Raw genomic sequence first — 18,564 nt, 5'->3', positions numbered from 1 at the left:
ATCTTATGGGCCAAGGCTGAGAGGGAGAGCCGGGCCGGGAAGGGTTTGAGCCGTCGGGTCTTAAGGAGAGCGCCTGATGGTTCGACCCATTCCTGCTCTCCGAAAGATTCCTGCCATGACCGAATCTCTCGCCGGCGGCGCTGCCGCCGCGCCGCTCTCGATGCGTGCCGCTGCAAGTCTCACCACCGCCGCCGTCAGGGCTGCGCGACAGCTTCTGACCGATCTGGAACGCGGCCGACGTATCGACGCCGCTGTCCTGCGTAGCGCCATGGAAGCTGCCTTCGGCGCTTCCGACGCGACCGGCGTCTGGAACTGGAAGACCGCCTATTATGTCTGCGAGGCGGCAACCGTTCTGTTCCTTCGCAAGTTTGGCCCGGCTATCCGCGTCAAGGCCGGCTCGACGGCCGCGATGCTGCCGATCCTCGCGAAGATCGCCAGCCTTCCTCCCACCCACACACGCCGCTCGGAGGACAGCCAGGCCTTTCAACAATTCTCGACGCCGATCCCGCTGGGGCTGGCTGCATGCACCGCAGCCGGCATTACGTCTGCCGATCGCGTTCTGGAGCCCTCCGCGGGGACCGGCTTGCTCGCCATCTTTGCTGAGCTCGCCGGCGGCGCCTTGGTATTGAATGAGCTGGCCGAGGCCCGCGCGGCACTGCTCGATCAACTGTTCGCCAAAGTAAAAGTGACGCGGTTCGACGCCGCCCAGATCGATGATCACCTTGATGCTGGTGTCGTACCGAGCGTGGTCCTGATGAACCCGCCATTCTCGGCATTGGCAAACGTGGATCGACGCATGGCGGATGCTGCGCTCCGGCACATCGCCTCTGCCTTGGCGCGTCTTTGCGACGGCGGGCGTCTGGTCGCCATTACGGGCGCGAGCCTTGCGCCGGACAATCCGGCGTGGCGAGACGCCGTCGTTCGTCTCCAGGAGAGCGGGCGGGTGGTATTTTCTGCCGCCATCGACGGCGCGGTGTACGCGAAACAGGGAACGCAGACCGACACAAGGCTGCTTGTGATCGACAAGTTGCCCGCCGCGGATCCGAAAGTCCTTCCGGCCTCGCTGGGCATGGCGAGCGATGTCGCTACCTTGCTTGACTGGGTGACCCAGCATGTGCCTCCAAGGCTGCCTCTTGTCGCGCCCGTCATGGTCGACGTCATCAGGCGCCGTGCGACGTCTCGGCCGTCCGGCGCCTCTGCACCAAGTCCATCGTCCCCTTCGGGAGATGGCGCGCCACAGGGCGTCGAACTTACCTACGAGATGGTCGAGTGGACGCCTCTCGAGGGCGCTCGACTGACCGACGCGCTTTATGAGGAATGCGCGCTGCAGGCGGTCCGTATTCCGGACGCGCATGCGCATCCGACCAAACTCGTGCAGTCCGCCGCGATGGCCTCGGTCGCGCCGCCGAAGCCGTCTTACCGGCCACATCTGCCAGCTAATGTCGTGGCGGATGGCATCCTGTCCGACGCGCAGCTTGAGAGCATCATCTATGCCGGCCAGGCGCATTCCGAGTGTCTTGCGGGCTCCTGGACGGTGGATGCGACCTTTGATGTTGTGGCTGCCACACGCGACGGCGCAGAAAATGCCGTGCGTTTTCGTCGCGGCTGGTTCTTGGGCGACGGCACCGGCGCGGGCAAGGGCCGGCAGGCCGCAGGCATCCTTGTCGACAATTGGCTCAAGGGCCGCCGCCGCGCGGTCTGGATCAGCAAATCCGACAAGCTGATCGAGGATGCGCAGCGCGACTGGTCCGCGCTCGGAATGGAGCGGTTGCTCGTGACGCCGCTGTCACGTTTCCGGCAGGGCACACCGATCAGGCTTTCGGAAGGCATCCTATTCACCACCTACGCTACGCTGCGCACCGACGAGCGCGGCGAAAAGCTTTCGCGCGTTCGGCAGATCGTTGAATGGTTGGGCTCCGATTTCGACGGAGTGATCGTCTTCGACGAGAGCCACGCGATGCAGAACGCGGCAGGCCAGAAGGGCGAGCGCGGTGACCAGGCGGCGTCACAGCAGGGGCGGGCTGGCCTGAGACTCCAGCACGCCCTGCCGAATGCCCGGGTCGTCTACGTCTCGGCGACCGGCGCCACGACCGTGCACAATCTCGCCTACGCCCAGCGGCTGGGATTGTGGGGTGGCGTCGATTTCCCGTTCGCTACCCGCGCCGAGTTTGTCGAGGCGATCGAGGAGGGCGGCGTCGCGGCCATGGAGGTGCTGGCCCGCGACCTCAAGGCGCTCGGTCTCTACGCGGCCCGCTCGCTCTCTTACGAGGGCGTCGCGTACGAGCTCGTCGAGCACCAGCTCACGCCCGAACAGGTTCGTATCTACGACGCCTATGCCGGAGCGTTCAGCGTCATCCATAACAATCTCGATGCCGCGATGCGGGCCGCCAACATCACCGGCGAGACCGGAACACTGAACGGCCACGCCAAATCGGCCGCGCGATCCGCTTTCGAGAGCGCAAAGCAGCGCTTCTTTGGCCATCTCCTGACTTCGATGAAGACGCCGTCGCTCATCAGCTCGATCGAGCACGATCTTGAGGCCGGCCATGCCGCCGTCATCCAGATTGTCTCGACCGGCGAGGCGCTGATGGAGCGCCGGCTCGCCGAGATCCCGACCGAAGAATGGGGCGACGTCCAGGTCGACATCACGCCGCGCGAGTATGTCCTCGACTATCTCGCCCATTCCTTTCCGGTCCAGCTCTACGAGCCCTTCACCGACCAGGAAGGCAATCTCTGCTCCCGGCCTGTCTACCGTGACGGCCAACCGGTCGAGAGCCGGGAGGCCGTCGCCCGCCGCGACCGCCTCATCGAGAAGCTTGCCTCGCTGCCGCCGGTGCCTGGGGCATTGGATCAGGTCATCCAGCGTTTCGGCACCGACATGGTCGCGGAGGTGACCGGCCGCTCACGTCGCATCGTCCGCAAGGGCGACCGGCTGGTCGTCGAAAACCGAACTGGTTCGGCCAACCTCGCCGAGACCTCGGCGTTCATGGATGACGTCAAGCGGATCCTCGTGTTCTCCGACGCGGGCGGCACGGGGAGGAGCTACCATGCCGAGCTGTCGGCCCGGAATCGCCGCCTGCGGGTCCACTATTTGCTCGAGCCCGGCTGGAAAGCGGACGCCGCGATCCAGGGGCTCGGCCGTACCAACCGGACCAACCAGGCGCAGCCGCCGCTGTTTCGTCCCATCGCAACCGATGTGAAGGCCGAAAAGCGCTTTCTCAGCACAATCGCCCGTCGGCTCGACACGTTGGGTGCCATCACGCGCGGCCAGCGTCAGACCGGAGGGCAGGGGCTGTTCCGTCCCGAAGACAATCTCGAAAGCCAGTACGGCCGTGATGCGTTGCGTCAGCTCTACACCTTGCTCGCGCGCGGCAAGGTCGAGGGCTGCGCGCTCGAGAGGTTCGAGGATGCGACCGGCCTGAAGCTCACGGATGCCAATGGGCTCAGGGATGACCTGCCGCCGATCACGACGTTCCTGAACCGGTTGCTGGCGCTCACGATTGATCTTCAGAACATCCTGTTCACCGTCTTCGAGCAGCTCTTGACCGGTCGGATCGAGGGCGCGGTCGCCTCGGCCACCTATGACGCCGGGCTGGAAACGCTTCGCGCCGCGAGCTTTCTCGTCACCGATCGGCGGACGATCTACGTCCATCCGGGCACTGGCGCCGAGACCCGACTTCTCACGATCACCCAGCGCCTGCGCAACCATCCTGTGGATCTGGATGATGCGCTTGTTCGTGCCTCCGATCGCAACGCTGTCCTGCTGATCAATGAGCGCTCGGGACGAGCCGCCGTGCAGGTCCCCGCCCCGAGCTTCATGCTTGACGACGGCGAGATCGAGCGGCGCGTCCGCCTGATCCGGCCGATGGAGCAGCATACGATCCCCCTGAATATGATGGCGGAGAGCCACTGGATCGAACCGGATCGCGAAGTTTTTGCTACGGCCTGGCTGGCAGAGGTTGCCGAAATCCCGGAGTTCACGGAAAGCACGATCCACGTCGTGGCGGGCTTGCTGTTGCCCATCTGGAAGCGGCTGCCGAATGAATCGACCCGGGTCTATCGGCTTCGGACCGACGCGGGCGAGCGCATCATCGGCCGCAAGGTCTCGGCGACCTGGGTCGCGAACGTCCTTGCGGCGGATGCGCCGATGTTGACGCCGGACACCGCCTTTACCGCGCTGGTAGAGGGACGGACCGTCCTCGAGCTTACGGAGGGGCTCCTACTTCGCCGAGTCCGGGTGATGGGCACAGCCCGCATCGAATTGTCGGGCTTCAACGACACGATACGCGATCGCCTCCGGGCTTACGGCCTCTTTGGAGAGATCATTTCCTGGAAGCTGCGCATGTTTGTGCCCACGGACGCGAGCGGTGTCGAGATCCTGTCGAAGGTGCTCGACACCTATCCGGTTGCTGGCATAAGCGAGCGGGAGGCCGCGTGATGTCCCGCGATGCTTCCGAACTGGCAGGCCGCCTCGCGCGCGAGGCCGAGGCGGTGTGCCGACACTATCTCTCCAATGGGAAGCGCGCGGGGCGGTACTGGGTGGTCGGAGACGTCCACAACAGCCCAGGCCGCTCGCTATTTGTGCGGCTCCAGGAATCGCCAAGGGGGCCGGCGGGCAAGTGGACCGATGCCGCAACCGGCGAACATGGTGATCTCCTCGACGTCATCCGCGAAAGTCTGGCCTTGCGAGACTTCCGCGAGGTCGCCGAGGAAGCGAGGCGGTTTCTGTGTCTGCCTCGTACTGAACCGGAGCTCGTGCCGAAACCCATTCGTGCGTTAGCACCGGCTGGATCGCAAGAGGCGGCGAGACGGCTCTTTGTCATATCGCAACCGATCGAGGGGACCGTGGTCGAGGCATATTTGCAGCGTCGCGGAATAGCCCGCGTGCACCATGGTGGTAGTCTGCGTTTCCACCCACGCTGCTTCTATCGGCCGGATGAACATTTGCCGACCGAGACTTGGCCGGCGATGATCGCCCGCGTCACGGATCTCGATGGTCGGATCACCGGCGTGCACCGCACATGGCTCGATCCGGATGGCTTTGATCGTGTTCGGCTCGGCAAGGCTCCGATCAATACCCCACGACGTGCTATGGGCGACCTTCTCGGCAACGCCGTTCGGTTCGGCGTGGTAGACGACGTGCTCGCTGCCGGCGAGGGTATCGAGACGATGCTTTCGCTGCGCTACGTGCTGCCGACGATGCCCATGGCGGCTGCGCTTTCAGCCAATCACCTTTCGGCAATATTGCTGCCCTCGAGCCTTCGTCGGCTCTATATCGCCCGCGACGCCGATGCCGCTGGCGATGCGGTGCAGACTATTCTCAGCCAGCGAGCAGCAGATGCCGGCATTGAAGCCATCGCGCTGTCGCCGCGGCTGGGCGACTTCAACGAAGATCTGCATGTCTTCGGTCTCGATGCCCTCCGGGCAGCCCTGCGGTTTCAGCTCGTGCCAGAGGACGTCGTTCGCTTCCCTGCATTCGTCGAGGGCCGTCGCAGAATAGCTTCCGGTGTTCGATCGATGCTGCCAGGTCGGTCATAGGCGAGGCCAATACCGGAAGAGGACGCGACCTCGGCCTTCTAGACGGCGATCGGACGGCAAGCGGCCCGGCCCGGCAATGGCTGCGTCCGGCTATTTTCCGCCGCGCGCCAGCGATGTGAGGACACATCATACGTTGGACCAGCGCGCTTTGCATCGCGAAGCAAAATAGCCGGCCTCCGCCATCCTCCGCTGTCGCTTCGGCCCTTTCGGGTGCTGGCCCGTTCCGCCTGCCGTTAGAGGATCGCCACGAAGGCCGCGATGGTCGCGGCCGATCCGGCAAAGGACCTCTTCCCATGACCGACCATGACGACATCGAACCGCCGCGTGCCTCTTCCCCAACCGACCACGTCCTCACCGAATTGCAGCTCTTCGGCTACCGTCCCTTCAACGACCAGCCCGATCCAAGACCGCTCCCCGAGGGCAAGATGATCGTCGGCGCCGTGGTCGATATCTTCGACGCCCTGGTTGCCACCCTGAACGATACGCGACTTGAGCCGGAGCTTGACGATCTGCTCTGGTCAACCGTCAACCTGTTCCATCGTGCCGTCGACCGCGTCGAACGCCAACTCGATGACAACGAACAAGCGCAGCACAAGAGCCAACGCGAGCAGAACGGCTCGGAGGTGCGATCGGTCGAACTCGAGCGTCTGACCGCCGAAGGCATCTCGCTCATCGAGCGCCGCAACTGCCTGGAGCTCTTCCGCGAGCAAGCGATTGAACGATTTGATGTCCACACCGGCTCGTCCTGGCGCCCGCGGTCGGGATCCTTGGTCAATCACCGGACGCTCACCGCGGCAATGATCGACTCCCGCGACTTCATCGCCGCCAAGCGTCGTTCCGAGACTGAGGTCATGTTGCCGCTAGGGCCGAAAATCGCACTCACCGGTGGACTCGACTTCAACGACCACCACCTCATCTGGGATCGCCTCGACAAGGTTCACGCCAAGCACGCCGACATGGTCCTGCTCCATGGCGGCTCCCCGAAAGGCGCCGAACTGATCGCCTCGAAATGGGCGACCAACCGCAAGGTGCCACAGATCGCCTTCAGGCCCGATTGGACAAAACACGCCAAGGCGGCGCCGTTCAAGCGCAACGATGCACTGCTCGAGCTTTTGCCAATCGGCGTCATGCATTTCCCGGGCACGGGAATTCAGGACAACCTCGCCGACAAGGCGAAGCGGCTCGGTATTCCCGTCTGGAGGTTCGGCGGCGCGTGAGCGCCGTCGTTCTTGACATCGAGACAACCAAGCCGGAGTTGCGCGCCGCAACTCCGCCTCGTTTGGATTTTACCTCCGAATCCGCGCCGAGGTGGTGGTGGAAGGCGCGACGGGTACATCTATGCACATGGAGCCACACCATGCTCGCGCTTGGGCTTGTTCTCAACACACTCGGCATTGGCTTGTTCTGCTGGGCGATCTTTGCGCTCGCTGTGTACGCCCTGCCGTTTTTCGTCGCACTCAGTGTCGGGATGGCATTTCGTGATGGCGCAGGCGTCGTCGGCGCGCTGCTTATCGGAATTGTTTCTGGCGCGCTGACACTTGCAGCTGGTCGGGTTGCCGTCGCCGTTAGTCGGTCCTTGGCCTTGCGCGTCGCGATCGCAGCCGCATTCGCGGTCACCGCGGCAATCGCTGGCTATCATGTCGTGTTTGCCCTCTCGCAGATCGGGGTGCCTTCGCTGGCTTGGCGCGAGGCCTTTGCTTGCGGAGGTGCGGTTTGCATCGGCGGCACTGCATGGGCGCGCTTGACCGTGTTCGCGGAGACCCGCCCGTTGGATTCGGCTGGCGTGGTGGAGAAGATGCGGCAACCAGTTCTCACAGCCGCGCCGCATGAGCGGTGATGCTTCGTCGCCATCATCGGTGGAGCAAGGTCGCACATGGCGCCACGTTGAGCGAGGGGGCGTCGAGCTTGAACGAGAGGTAGCCGCGCTTCTCCTCGGAGCCCTTTAGGCAAGCCCTAGCAATCTCGGTCTGGCCCACATGGCTGCGGTGGAGCGACGCGCCACGCTCGATCATTCCTTCCGGGACGATACCGCCCTTTGCGGCAGATTGTTTCTCTTTCCGCGCCGGAACGTACCAACCTCTTGTTCAGCAGAACCGAGATTCGCCAGACTTCTCCTCACGATTGCGGTTCAGCACGCAGACCACGTGGCCTCTTTGATGGCTCGATCTGGCCGAAGACCGGCTGCGCCTCGATCGTCTGAGCCGCAACGCCGTTGATGCGACTTTCTTCCCCTGGGCTTCGCCCATTCCTCGCGAGACAAGAAAGTCGCCACAACGACGTCCTCCGCTGCGCTGCGGCCCGCGAGCGGGTGCGTCGCCGATCGTCTTCGGCGTCTAGATCGCCATCGAGGCCGCGGTGGTCGCGGGCTCGAAACACAACAGGAGAAGAGACATGGCTAACATCGGTTCCTTCAAGAAGGTCGGCAACGATTTCCAGGGCGAGATCATCACCCTGAGCTTGCAGGCCAAGGGCGTCCGCATCGTCGCCGAAACCAACCGCTCCAACGACAACGCCCCCAGCCACCGCATCTACGTGGGCCGCGCGGAAATTGGGGCAGCCTGGTCGAAGCGCTCCGAAGAGGGCCGCGATTATCTCTCGCTCAAGCTCGACGATCCGTCCTTCAACGCGCCGATCTACGCGAACCTGTTCGATGAGGAAGGCGGCGAAGGTTACACGCTCCTGTGGTCGCGTCCGCGCAAGAACGGAGAGTGAGGCCCATTATCGCCCCGCCCGACGACCTCGGGCGGGGCTTCCTCTTGGACAAAAGCCGAACTGAGCAACGCTGCAGCTGGACCGGCTTGGTCAGTTGATTTTCGAGTTTAAGACACGCACTTACGTGGCGCTTGTCCGCGCCGCTTGAACTCGCCCAAAGCTATTGCTTCTTGGAAGGTAGACGCGCTGACTTGCGACCCTTAGGCAATGTCTTGGGTGTCGCCGCTCCCTTGGGTGGCTGAACAAAGAACTCAGATAAATGAACACCCAGCGTCTCGGCGAGTCGGTCGAGAAGATCAATTGTCGGATTCTCAGATTGCCGCTCAAGGCCGCTCATGTATGAGCGGTCAATCCCGGCGTCGTAGGCCAGTTGCTCTTGCGGAATACCGCGATCCACGCGGATCCGGCGCACATTCCAGGCCACGAGCGCACGAGCTTTCATGCGCTCAAACAGCCATTAGGCAGACCATCAAACCACTGGCTATAACCGAACTATTTTGGTAAGTTTCGCTTACAATGCAGATTGGCGAAGTGCGCGCATAACCCTACATGACGAACCCACCGTTAGATCCCGATGTCGCGGATGTCGCGCCGCATGAGCCGGTGCTGACGACCTATGACGAGCAGCATCTGGTAACGTATTGGCGACTTCTTGATGCCGAGACTGACGGCGCCGATTGGAAAGAAGTGGCTCGGATCGTGTTGCACATCGATCCGGATCGCGAACCGGCTCGCGCCCGCAATGCGTTTGATAGTCATCTGGCGCGAGCAAAATGGATGTCAGACCACGGCTACCGCGACTTGCTTCGCGGCAGCGCGCTTAAATAGTAAAATCTGTCATGAAGAATTCGCGCTCGAGAACAGATTTCCCCGCTGACGCGTGATCGCCTGCAGGCATCACGCAATGCATAATTGGTGACTTCCCCGGCAATCCCAAGCTTCATAAACATTGCGCCGCAATCGACTTACGGCAGGGGATAACAGCAATGTCCGAGTTCGACTGGCGCTCACCGGAGGCGTATCAGCACGCTATCAAGTCGGGCGAGATGGCGGATTTCGCCTGGGAGTCACTGCGGCGCAGCCCTAACTATCGAGCTTCCTATCGTGAAAATCGATCGCAGATGACCTCCGAATTCCGAAGGAGATGGGGCGTCTGCTTTCGCTCATGACCCTCAGGGGCCCTTTTACCAACAGACAATCTTCTGGGCACCTGAGGCGTTGCCGACGGTGGTGCCGCTCGTTCGCAGCACGTCCGGCTCAAAAGCGGTCGGCGCGAGGCTGCGGCTTACCGACCTTTCATCAGGCACCATCAGACAGGCATCTGACGGCTGGCATGCCGTATTGCGCATTCAAGGGGCACAACATCATCTCTGGCTGAAAGAGGCGCCGCAGTTTGGTGTCACTTATGCTGCCGAACTGCCGCTCGATGCGGACTTTGAGATCCGCGCCCATGCCTCACATCGGCTGTGGCGCGTAATCAAGGGCCGCCGGCCGGGACCTCCCCTTCATCAGCTTTCCGCGCAGCGGCGCGAACGACTCGTCTTGGTGCTGCGAGCGCTCGACGGACGCATGGAAGGTGCTTCCTATCGCGTCATCGCCGAGGTGCTGTTCGGCCGAAAACGCATCCCTGAGCGCGCCTGGAAAACCCACGAATTGCGCAGCCGGACCATCCGCCTGGTGCAGGCTGGCTTGGCTCTGATGCGCGGTGGCTATCGCGCATTGCTGCGTCCCTCGTCTCGCAAGGAGTAGAGCAGGGGTGCCGAAAATCATCGCTTGATTTTCGGCATCCCCCTGAGCACGCCTACTGCGCCATCGTGGCCGTCGACGCGCGGGCCGAGCCGGCCGCGCTCCAGACGACCACGGAGCCTCGCAAATGCCCGATCCGAACGCTGGCCTGCCGCCGCGATACCTGCGCACGCCCGAAGCGGCGCGCTTTCTCGGCCTCTCCGGCCGAACCCTGGAAAAGCACCGCACCTATGGGACAGGCCCGACCTACCGCAAGCTCGGCGGTCGCGTTGTGTATGCGCTCGAGGACCTGAAGGCGTGGGTTGACCGCGGCGCCAAAACGTCCACCAGCGATCCCGGCACAGGCACGGTCCTGCCGGCGAAACGGCACACACCCGTTCCGTATGCCGGTAAGGAGCGGCGCTGACCCATGCCGGACAGCAACTCCACTGCAAGCAAGATGCGGCGATCAGAGCGCGACCAACTCGATCTGTTTCGCGCCCTCCCAGGCGATCTGGCGCCACGGGACGCGCAAGACCTGATGGCGTATCCGTTCTTTTCGTTGGCAAAGTCGAGGCGCATTGTTCCCATCGATTTCCGCGCAGGCACCATCACGATTCGTGTCGAAGCCGTGCCGGAACATGGCATGGCGACGATCTGGGACGCGGACGTTCTGATCTGGGCTGCCTCGCAGATTGTCGAAGCCCGCGATGCCGGCTTGAAAACGTCCCGGCTGATGGCAGCGACCCCTTACGAGATCCTGACCTTTGTCGGCCGCGGCACCAGCGTGCGCGACTACGACCGCCTGAAGGCTGCGCTCGACCGGCTGCAATCGACCACTGTGATGACATCGATCCGTCAGCCGAGCGAACGGCGGCGGTATCGCTTCTCCTGGATCAACGAATGGAAAGAGACAGCCGATCTGCACGGGCATGCCCGTGGAATCGAGCTGATACTGCCCGATTGGTTCTACACGGGCGTTCTCGATGAAGCGCTCGTGCTGACGATTGACGGGGCCTATTTCGATCTGACCGGTGGATTGGAGCGCTGGCTCTATCGGCTGGTCCGCAAGCACGGCGGCCGTCAGAATGGCGGCTGGAGCTTCGATCTTGTGCACTTGCATGCGAAGTCCGGCAGCCTGTCGCCGCTCAAACACTTTGCCTACGACCTGCGTCAGATCGTCCGTCGTCAGAGATTGCCAGGCTATCGGCTCATCATGACGCATCATCCGAATGGCGCAGAGCGATTGAATTTCGCACCAGTCCCAAGCGGCCCGTTGAGCAAGCGACTGCGCAACCGTGGCCTCGTCCTTCCTGCTGGGGATAAGCTGTGAATTCGCTCGTGCTATCAGGGACCAGAACCCTCGTGCCATCAGGGACGCGATGCTCGTGCTATCGAGGACCGGAATCAGAGCTAAGGTCCTGCGGCGCCAAGTCTTCCTGCTCTTGTAACTTTACTAACATACTGACACTAACTTCTTGTTGTGAATCAGTACGTTGTGAACAAGTCGGCGGCGCGTGCAGCGAGCATGCCTCATGCACTCACTCTCTCACGCGCAAAACTCTTCTGCAATGCGAATCTGTTCTCCAATCTGCGCGCGCAAGCGCGATCGCGCGCAAATCTTCGCGATCGCTGGCGTCGACATCATTGCCAGGTGCGCGTCACGTCCTTTTGCAGCCACTCGCTCGTCGAGGAGAACTCGCTAACATCCGTGGTTGGCACGATGGCCACCACAAGCCGGAATCTGAGGAAAGGGCGGTCAGGCTAACCAGCGCCGTGCTTGATGGCTTCAAACCTCGTCATGAAGCCGCCGGCAAGAAAAGTTGCGATCTCACCCAGATCCCCGTCTCCTCGGGAGACGCCGCTCCGCCGTGGCGGAACGAAAAGGCGCGCGTGGAAGCGGCCGGGTCGCGGAGGCCCCTACACCGCCGCAGCGACCCGGCCGCGCTTGCCGCCGGCGCCAAACCGGAAGGTGGTGCCATCGATCCAGATCTTGTGCAGCAGCACGGCGAGCGCCCGCGCCACCGCGGTTGCCGCGCGCTTCAGACCCTTCTTCCTGGCCAGCCGCAGGCCCCAGAGCCGCAGCTTGAAGGTCTTCGGAATGCGCGTCAGGATCGCGATCGCAGCCTCGTACAGCATCGCCCGCGTCAGCTCGTCGCCGCATTTGGAGATGCTGCCGATCCGGTCGGTCTGGCCGGATTGATAGCGCCGCGGCGTCAGTCCGAAATGGGCGCCGACATTGGTCGACTTTTTGAATCGCGCCGGATCATCGACGGTGGCGCGGAATGTCAGCGCCACCAGCGCGCCGACGCCCGGCACCGTCATCATCCGCCGCACCACCTCGTCACCGCGTGCGGCCGCCAGCACCAGGCGGTGCAGTTTTGCCAACTGCAGCCGCATGGCGTTGCGGGCGTCCAGCAGCGGCACGACGATCGCTTCCAATTCCTTCTTCCCGGCCAGGAGATCGCGCACCCGCGCCTCAAAACGGCCGACCGAGATCTCGCCGACCTTGAGGCCGAACGGGCGCAACAGGCCGCGGATCATGTTCTCCATGTCCAGCACCTTGCCGAGCAAAGCCTTGCGCCCGACCAGCAGCGCGCGCAACGTCTGTGCGCTCTCCGACTTGACGTGAACCGCGCGGAACCAGCCGGTCCGCATCATCTGCGCAATGCCCCTGGCGTCGTTGCGGTCGGTCTTGTTCAGCATCGCGTTCAGCGCCGCCTCGGCGTGACCGGTCTCGATGCACATCATCGTGGGCCCCTTTTCGGCAGGCGCCGTGAACAGCCAGGCGCTGAACGAGAGCCCTTCCAGGCCGACGCGCTTGAGATGAATTCCCCACTCCGCCAGCAACAGTTCGATCGCGTCCGGATCGGTGTCCAGCTTCGTCTCCCAGATGACCTCGCCGTCGCCGCCGACTACACAAATGTTCGTCGCCTCCAGCGGCACGTCCAGCCCTGCATAGAAATCCATCATACGCCTCCATTGCCGAACGCCGGAACGCGCCGCGCGTTCTATTCGCGAATCGTCGCGATGCATCAGCGTCGCAATGCGACCGGCGAGGAGCCACCGGTCAGCACCCCGGCTAACCCGCTCTCCTTCAGATTTCTTCTAACGAATTGGAGCCACTCGGCTGCGATCGTTGGCAGCAGCAGGAGCGCTGCAACGCTTGGACAACGCCGATCATCGACGCTTCATCGCAACCGTTCTGCCGAAACCAAGGCTCTGACGTCGATGCGCTGGCGACAGCGCACCCGTTGGCATGTCCGAAATTCCTCTCAAAACTATGGAGTGGCCGGGTGAGCGATCTCACAAGTGTTGAACTCTTGTGGCTCGAGAAGCGGATGGAGAACCGAATCCGGTTCGGCAAGCCTGTATCGGAGAAGATCATTGACCAGCACCGGCGCATTCTCTCGTTTATGCCGGGCAGCATCTTTGCGTTCGTGCGCTGGTCGTCCAATGACTTTGGAACCATCCTGTCTCGCATCGACATTCTGCGCGCGATCACACCGGGGCAGCGGTATTCGACTGTGCCTTGGGTCAGCCCCGGCGGCGAAAGCCTACTGCGACTGGCGGGCTGGCGAAAGGTCGAGCGCGTTCTCCAGTTGATCGACGCAGTGGAGTCACTCGGCATCGAACCTGCCGATGCAGCGCCCGAGTATTGGCATCACATCCACAACCGTCTTTCCGTCAACGAAACGCCACGACCTTATACGCGTGCGCGCCACCAGGCGTGGCTCCACCGGCGCAGGGTGGTGTTCTGATGGGGCGGCTAAGGATCATTCTTGCGATATGTGGGGCCACAACGCTCGCGCTTTGGCCGGTCACCGACACCTCACCGTCGTACATCTGGAACGCTTCCGGAAGTGTGCCGATCGGTCTCTACCGTTTGCAAGGGACCGAACGATTGCACATCACTGAGCTCGTGGCCGTTCGGGCACCGGAGCCGCTTGCGAGCTTCCTCGACTTCAACGGCTATTTGCCGAGCGGTCTTCCAATGCTCAAGCGCGTGCTGGCGTTGCCCGGACAAACCGTCTGCAGAACGGGACTAACAATCGTCGTCGACGGCATCGAAATGGGCCAGGCACGCGAGCGCGACCGCCGTGGCAGGCCATTGCCGGCCTGGCAGGGCTGCCGGGTCGTCGCTGAGGACGAGGTCTTTCTCATGAACTGGCAGTCGGCGGAATCCTTTGACGGCAGATATTTCGGACCGCTCCCGAGATCGGCCGTCATAGGGCACGCGGTTCCGGTGTGGACCAGGGAGGACTGACAAATGGCGGCATTGCTCCAATGGCTTGCGGTCTCTCTAGTCGACCGATCGCGCCGTCATTCCTCCATCCCGGCCGAATTGTCGGCACTCGGCGCGCGTCGCGGCCCTCTCGCGCCGTCTCAGTGCCGGCCGGGAAGAGCTCTATCCTTGGCGGCTGTCCGCACATTGCTATCTCGAGCCGCTGCTTGCTTTTTGGCAATTCTGCTGACGTTCGGAGCGACATCGGCCGGCAGAGCGGAGGTTGGATCGCGCGCACAAGCAGCGCGCTCCTCAAACCTGCTTCCAGGCGGTGCATACACCGCGTTCGTGACCGAAGCCTCGCATCGATTCGCGATCCAGGAGCGTTGGATTCGTGCCGTCATGCAGGCCGAAAGCGGCGGGAATGCGCACGCTATATCGCCTTGGGGAGCGCTCGGGTTGATGCAAATCATGCCAGCGACCTGGGTAGAGCTGAGCGTTCGTCACGATCTCGGTATCGATCCGTTTGATCCCCACGACAACATTATGGCTGGGGCAGCGTACCTTCGCGAGATGCTCGATCGTTTCGGATCGGAAGGGTTTCTCGCAGCCTACAATGCGGGACCCAGGCGGTACGAGGAGCACCTGGCCACCGGTCGACCGCTTCCGGATGAAACACAAATCTATATCGCTCGACTCGCACCAGTGATCGGTATTGAGCAGCGCAACAGCGGTGGTTCGGCTGCCAGACGCTTCGCCGCGTGGCAGCAAGCGCCAGTCCTTGTTGAGCGATCCGAGAGCTTATTCCCTGACGGCAACTCGGCATCTGGCGTCTGCACAATGAATTCGTCGAAAGCAGCGGCTAAGGCGGGTACGACTGCACTCCTACCTCGTAGGACGGGGCTGTTTGTGCGGCGATTAGACGAGGTGCGGTCCCGATGACCCCAATCGCATTTCCTCGCATGTTGTCGAAGCTGGTCGCAACGTTGAGAGTGGTCGGCAGAGAGCCGGGAGTGGGCGACCGGGGAGGGCAGGATAAAAGCCGCAAGGTGCGGCCGGTCGGTTGTGGGCGAAATTGCATCGATTTCAATGATCCGGAAAACATTGCGAATGGGCGACGCAACTTGGGATTTGTGGTAACACTACGTTGTTGCTCGGTTTTCGACAGGTTGCAGCCGGCACGATGACCGGTCACGACGATTTCCGCATCCGCCCAGGCCGCATCCGTTCGACGCGCGCGCCTCGGACAAAGCCGTTCTTGGCGCAGGCGCTCAAGGCTGCTCAGAAGGCCGGCGGTCTCTCGCGGGGCAGCCGCAGCCGTGGCAGCAAGTTTGGGCGCGGTCGCGCGGCGAGCCTTGCCGCGACGCGGCTCCTCAACAACCGTGCGCGATCCGCCATGGTCAAGGCGCGGGTCGTGCGCCGAATGCGTTCGCCGGGCGCGCTGCGCGCGCATATCGGTTATCTCCAGCGCGACGGGGTCACCCGCCAAGGGACACCGGGCAAGCTCTTTGACGCCGCGGGCGATGACGCCGACGGCCGCGCGTTCGCCGAGCGCTGCGAGGGCGACCGGCATCACTTCCGGTTCATCGTCTCGCCCGACGATGCTGGCGAGCTCGCGAACTTGCGGATCTTTACCCGGGAGTTGATGGATCAGGCCTCGCGCGACCTCGGCACCCGGCTCGATTGGGTTGCGGTCGATCATTGGAACACCGAGCACCCGCATGTCCACATCCTGGTGCGCGGCCGCGCGGATGACGGAAATGACCTCGTCATCAGCCGTGACTATATCTCGACAGGCTTGCGCGCCCGGGCCGGCGATCTCGTCACGCGCGAGCTTGGCCCGCGATCGGAGCTCGAGATCCGCCACGCCCTTGAAGCGGAGGTGACGGCAGAACGCTGGACCAGGCTCGACCGGGCGCTTGCCCGGGAAGCGGGTGCGGCGGACGGGGTGATCGATCTGAGGCCGGACGGGATTGCCGGGGACGACCCGTTACGGGAGATTCGCATCGGGCGGATGCGGACACTCGAGCGGCTCGGCGTGGCCGCGCCCGCCGGTCCTGCGCAGTGGATACTGGCCGCAGACGCCCAGCCGCGGCTGCGTGCGCTCGGTGAGCGCGGCGACATCATCAAGCGGCTGCACAATACAATCTCGAAAGAGGGCACGGCACGCGCGCCCTCGTCCTGGGCACTCGAAGGCGAACGCCATGGCGAACCGGTCCTCGGGCGTCTTATGGCGCGCGGGCTCGACGACGAGCTCAAGGGCACGGCGTTTGCCATCATCGACGGGATCGACGGGCGCGTGCATCACCTGAAACTCCCCGATATCGAGTCGGCTGGCAACGGGGCGATCGGCGCCATTGTGGAGGTCCGGCGCTTTGACGATGCGCGCGGTCGAGCACGGATCGCGCTCGCTGTGCGCTCGGACGTGGCGCTGGAGCAGCAGGTCTCGGCGGAGGGAGCGACCTGGCTCGACCGACAGCTTGTGGCACGCGAGCCTACCGATCTCTCACGCGCTGGCTTTGGCGCCGAGGTGCGGACCGCGCTCGATCGGCGGATCGACGTCCTGGCACAGCAGGGACTTGCCCGCCGTAACGGCGAAAAGATCACACTCGGTCGTAACCTGGTCGAGACCCTTCGCCGCCGTGAGTTGGAAGCCGTCGGACGACGTCTGGCCGAGGAGTCAGGGCTTGCGCACTTGGCCGTCGATGCAGGTGAGCAGATTTCGGGGGTCTATCGCCGGCGCCTATCGTTGGCCTCTGGACGTTTCGCCATGATCGACAATGGGCTTGGTTTCCAGCTCGTGCCGTGGACGCCTTCACTTGAGCACCAACTGGGAAAACAAGTAAGCGGCATCGCGGGACCGGCCAATGTCGAGTGGAGCTTTGGACGCAAACGGGGGCTCACGCTCTGACCCGTCGATTTCTGCTTAGGGGCGCCGGCAGTTGCTGGGCACGACGGGCTATTATTGAGCCGCACATCGTTCCTATTCAACCCGAACCCTGTTCGCGTCAAAGGGGGCAATCTTGAGGGTCCGGCATGACGACTGGATCTCCATTTCTCAACGAGAGCTGGCAGAGTTCATGAGGTTTTGAGACCATCCTACCCATTCAACGTTGAGGCGGTTGGCTTCATCAAGTCGTAACAGTGGAATGTAGGCCGACGACCTTAGGCCACCCCTTGTACACGCCGACATCAGCCCACTAGTTAGAGATTTAGCCGTCAACTCAGCGTGCATTGCACTAATTGAGATTTGAATCCCCCTTAGGATCGGAAATCGAGCAGCTTCCACTCTCGGCCATCACCAGCCTGCAGCGAACTCAAAAGGGACATCATCAGGAAGCTGCCACAGGTGATGTCGAAAAGGCGCATGCTAATGGCGCGTCTCAGCCTTCTTCTCGGCCTGGGCAGCCGATACCAAATGCACGACTCGATAACCGTTCTTGTGCAGATATCGCAGCAACGCCGGCATCATCGCGGCAGTGCGGGCTTGGGCATCGTGCAGGAGGATGATGCCCTTTCTCGTGCTCTCTAGCTGCGCGATCACGTTCATGAGCTCTTGGTCTGAGCTTATGTCTTCCCAATCGCTCGCCCAAAGGTCGGTTCCGAACACGACGATCCCGCGCGACTGTAACGCGTCGAGCATTGCAGGCGACGAGCCGAAATAGGGAAAGCGGAAGAATGGCGTCGAAGGGACGTTGGTCGACACGCCCTTGAGCGCCAGTTCATCAGCCGCAATGCCGCGATCGATGTCGTCCATTGCCTGCTCGAACGGCATCTTGGACATCATCTGGTGCGACCAGCTATGGTGCGCAATGCTGTGGCCCTGTGAGGCGATGCGGCGGACGAGCTCGGGAAATTCTGCCGAGGATCTGCCGACAAGGAAGAAGGTGGCCCGCACGCATTCCTGCGCGAGCGCTTCCAGCACCTTTTGTGTGTTCGGCGGGCTCGGACCGTCATCGAAGGTGAGGACGACCTCGTGATCTGCCAGAGGAAGGGTCTTCGGAAACTCATTCGATCCCACGCGCGGATAGGCCTTCGGATCGACAGCGAGTACGCGCGACGTTCCCAATGCGTCCTGCCGCGGGCAGTCGGCCGCGCTAGCGATGCCATTGCAGGCAAACACCACGGCCGCAGCGCCGGCAAGCCATGATGCCAATCTGTTCAAACGCCTGTTTGCCATCGCCCCCGGCGCGACTTTGCTTGCTGCGCAAACCCGTGCGCGCCGTACGATATTCGATGTCGCTAGCGGGATTTCTGCGCATCAATGGCATATCGGGCCAAAAAGCGTCGTTAGGCCCCGGCTGATGCGATGAACGCGGCGTTCTTAATGATTGAACGTATTTCTGTGCCCTCTCTGCTGGGAA

16 protein-coding genes and 1 pseudogene are annotated in these 18,564 nt (G+C 62.8%); 14 read left to right on the top strand and 3 right to left on the bottom strand.

The window, feature by feature from the left end; genetic code table 11:
• The first annotated feature begins 115 nt into the window (after positions 1–115).
• The 5 genes and pseudogenes from BcanWU425_RS33395 to BcanWU425_RS33370 all read left to right on the top strand — a co-directional run bounded on the left by BcanWU425_RS33395 (position 116) and on the right by BcanWU425_RS33370 (position 8,250).
• A complete protein-coding gene (locus BcanWU425_RS33395) occupies positions 116–4,438 on the top strand; it encodes a strawberry notch-like NTP hydrolase domain-containing protein (protein ID WP_204513410.1) in 4,323 nt (1,440 codons plus the stop codon).
• A pseudogene (locus tag BcanWU425_RS33390) lies at positions 4,438–5,500 on the top strand (DUF7146 domain-containing protein). Before BcanWU425_RS33395 ends, BcanWU425_RS33390 begins: the two are co-directional and overlap by 1 nt.
• Positions 5,501–5,831: 331 nt before the next feature.
• Positions 5,832–6,755, top strand: coding sequence for a DUF2493 domain-containing protein (locus tag BcanWU425_RS33385; RefSeq protein ID WP_204513412.1), 924 nt, complete (start codon positions 5,832–5,834; stop codon positions 6,753–6,755).
• 140 nt (positions 6,756–6,895) lie between these two features.
• The gene (locus BcanWU425_RS33380) at positions 6,896–7,375 is read left to right on the top strand and encodes a hypothetical protein (RefSeq protein ID WP_204513413.1); all 480 of its coding nucleotides are present in this window, start codon (positions 6,896–6,898) and stop codon (positions 7,373–7,375) included.
• Positions 7,376–7,929: 554 nt separating this feature from the next.
• Complete coding sequence (locus BcanWU425_RS33370) at positions 7,930–8,250, top strand: DUF736 domain-containing protein (protein WP_007605948.1); 321 nt, start codon at positions 7,930–7,932, stop codon at positions 8,248–8,250.
• A 160-nt stretch (positions 8,251–8,410) separates the two neighbouring features.
• Here BcanWU425_RS33370 and BcanWU425_RS33365 read toward each other — a convergent pair whose 3' ends face one another.
• The gene (locus tag BcanWU425_RS33365; protein ID WP_204513414.1) at positions 8,411–8,692 is read right to left on the bottom strand and encodes a helix-turn-helix domain-containing protein; all 282 of its coding nucleotides are present in this window, start codon (positions 8,690–8,692) and stop codon (positions 8,411–8,413) included.
• Between the two features lie 107 nt (positions 8,693–8,799).
• On the opposite strand from BcanWU425_RS33365, the gene BcanWU425_RS33360 reads away from it, so the two are divergent.
• The 5 genes from BcanWU425_RS33360 to BcanWU425_RS33340 all read left to right on the top strand — a co-directional run bounded on the left by BcanWU425_RS33360 (position 8,800) and on the right by BcanWU425_RS33340 (position 11,308).
• A complete protein-coding gene (locus tag BcanWU425_RS33360; protein ID WP_231189409.1) occupies positions 8,800–9,078 on the top strand; it encodes a DNA -binding domain-containing protein in 279 nt (92 codons plus the stop codon).
• Between the two features lie 158 nt (positions 9,079–9,236).
• The gene (locus BcanWU425_RS33355) at positions 9,237–9,419 is read left to right on the top strand and encodes a transcriptional regulator domain-containing protein (RefSeq protein WP_204513416.1); all 183 of its coding nucleotides are present in this window, start codon (positions 9,237–9,239) and stop codon (positions 9,417–9,419) included.
• 58 nt (positions 9,420–9,477) lie between these two features.
• Positions 9,478–9,999 (top strand): DUF2285 domain-containing protein, encoded by a 522-nt coding sequence (locus tag BcanWU425_RS33350; protein ID WP_204513417.1) that lies wholly within the window; start codon positions 9,478–9,480, stop codon positions 9,997–9,999.
• Between the two features lie 124 nt (positions 10,000–10,123).
• A complete protein-coding gene (locus tag BcanWU425_RS33345; protein ID WP_085398892.1) occupies positions 10,124–10,402 on the top strand; it encodes a helix-turn-helix transcriptional regulator in 279 nt (92 codons plus the stop codon).
• Positions 10,403–10,435: 33 nt separating this feature from the next.
• A complete protein-coding gene (locus BcanWU425_RS33340) occupies positions 10,436–11,308 on the top strand; it encodes a replication initiator protein A (RefSeq protein ID WP_204514060.1) in 873 nt (290 codons plus the stop codon).
• 587 nt (positions 11,309–11,895) lie between these two features.
• Here the strand turns inward: BcanWU425_RS33340 and BcanWU425_RS33335 are convergent.
• A complete protein-coding gene (locus BcanWU425_RS33335) occupies positions 11,896–12,945 on the bottom strand; it encodes an IS110 family transposase (protein WP_231189407.1) in 1,050 nt (349 codons plus the stop codon).
• Between the two features lie 326 nt (positions 12,946–13,271).
• On the opposite strand from BcanWU425_RS33335, the gene BcanWU425_RS33330 reads away from it, so the two are divergent.
• The 4 genes from BcanWU425_RS33330 to BcanWU425_RS33315 all read left to right on the top strand — a co-directional run bounded on the left by BcanWU425_RS33330 (position 13,272) and on the right by BcanWU425_RS33315 (position 17,111).
• Complete coding sequence (locus BcanWU425_RS33330; RefSeq protein WP_231189405.1) at positions 13,272–13,736, top strand: DUF2840 domain-containing protein; 465 nt, start codon at positions 13,272–13,274, stop codon at positions 13,734–13,736.
• Positions 13,736–14,242 carry a S26 family signal peptidase gene (locus tag BcanWU425_RS33325; RefSeq protein WP_231190974.1) on the top strand — a complete coding sequence of 169 codons (507 nt, stop codon included), beginning with the start codon at positions 13,736–13,738 and terminating at the stop codon, positions 14,240–14,242. The genes BcanWU425_RS33330 and BcanWU425_RS33325 overlap by 1 nt, the downstream gene beginning before the upstream one ends.
• Positions 14,243–14,245: 3 nt before the next feature.
• Entirely contained in the window at positions 14,246–15,142 is an 897-nt protein-coding gene (locus BcanWU425_RS33320; RefSeq protein ID WP_231189403.1) for a lytic transglycosylase domain-containing protein, read from the top strand.
• A gap of 241 nt (positions 15,143–15,383) precedes the next feature.
• On the top strand, positions 15,384–17,111 hold the full coding sequence (locus BcanWU425_RS33315) for a relaxase/mobilization nuclease domain-containing protein (protein ID WP_204513422.1): 1,728 nt from the start codon (positions 15,384–15,386) through the stop codon (positions 17,109–17,111).
• 459 nt (positions 17,112–17,570) lie between these two features.
• Here BcanWU425_RS33315 and BcanWU425_RS33310 read toward each other — a convergent pair whose 3' ends face one another.
• Complete coding sequence (locus tag BcanWU425_RS33310) at positions 17,571–18,380, bottom strand: polysaccharide deacetylase family protein (RefSeq protein ID WP_204513423.1); 810 nt, start codon at positions 18,378–18,380, stop codon at positions 17,571–17,573.
• Positions 18,381–18,564 lie beyond the last annotated feature (184 nt).

It is taken from the genome of Bradyrhizobium sp. WU425, assembly GCF_021052305.1.
GTDB classification, from domain to species: Bacteria; Pseudomonadota; Alphaproteobacteria; order Rhizobiales; family Xanthobacteraceae; genus Bradyrhizobium; species Bradyrhizobium canariense_D.
Note: the sequence above shows the minus strand (reverse complement) of the source record. Positions and strands in the feature narration are given on the sequence as shown.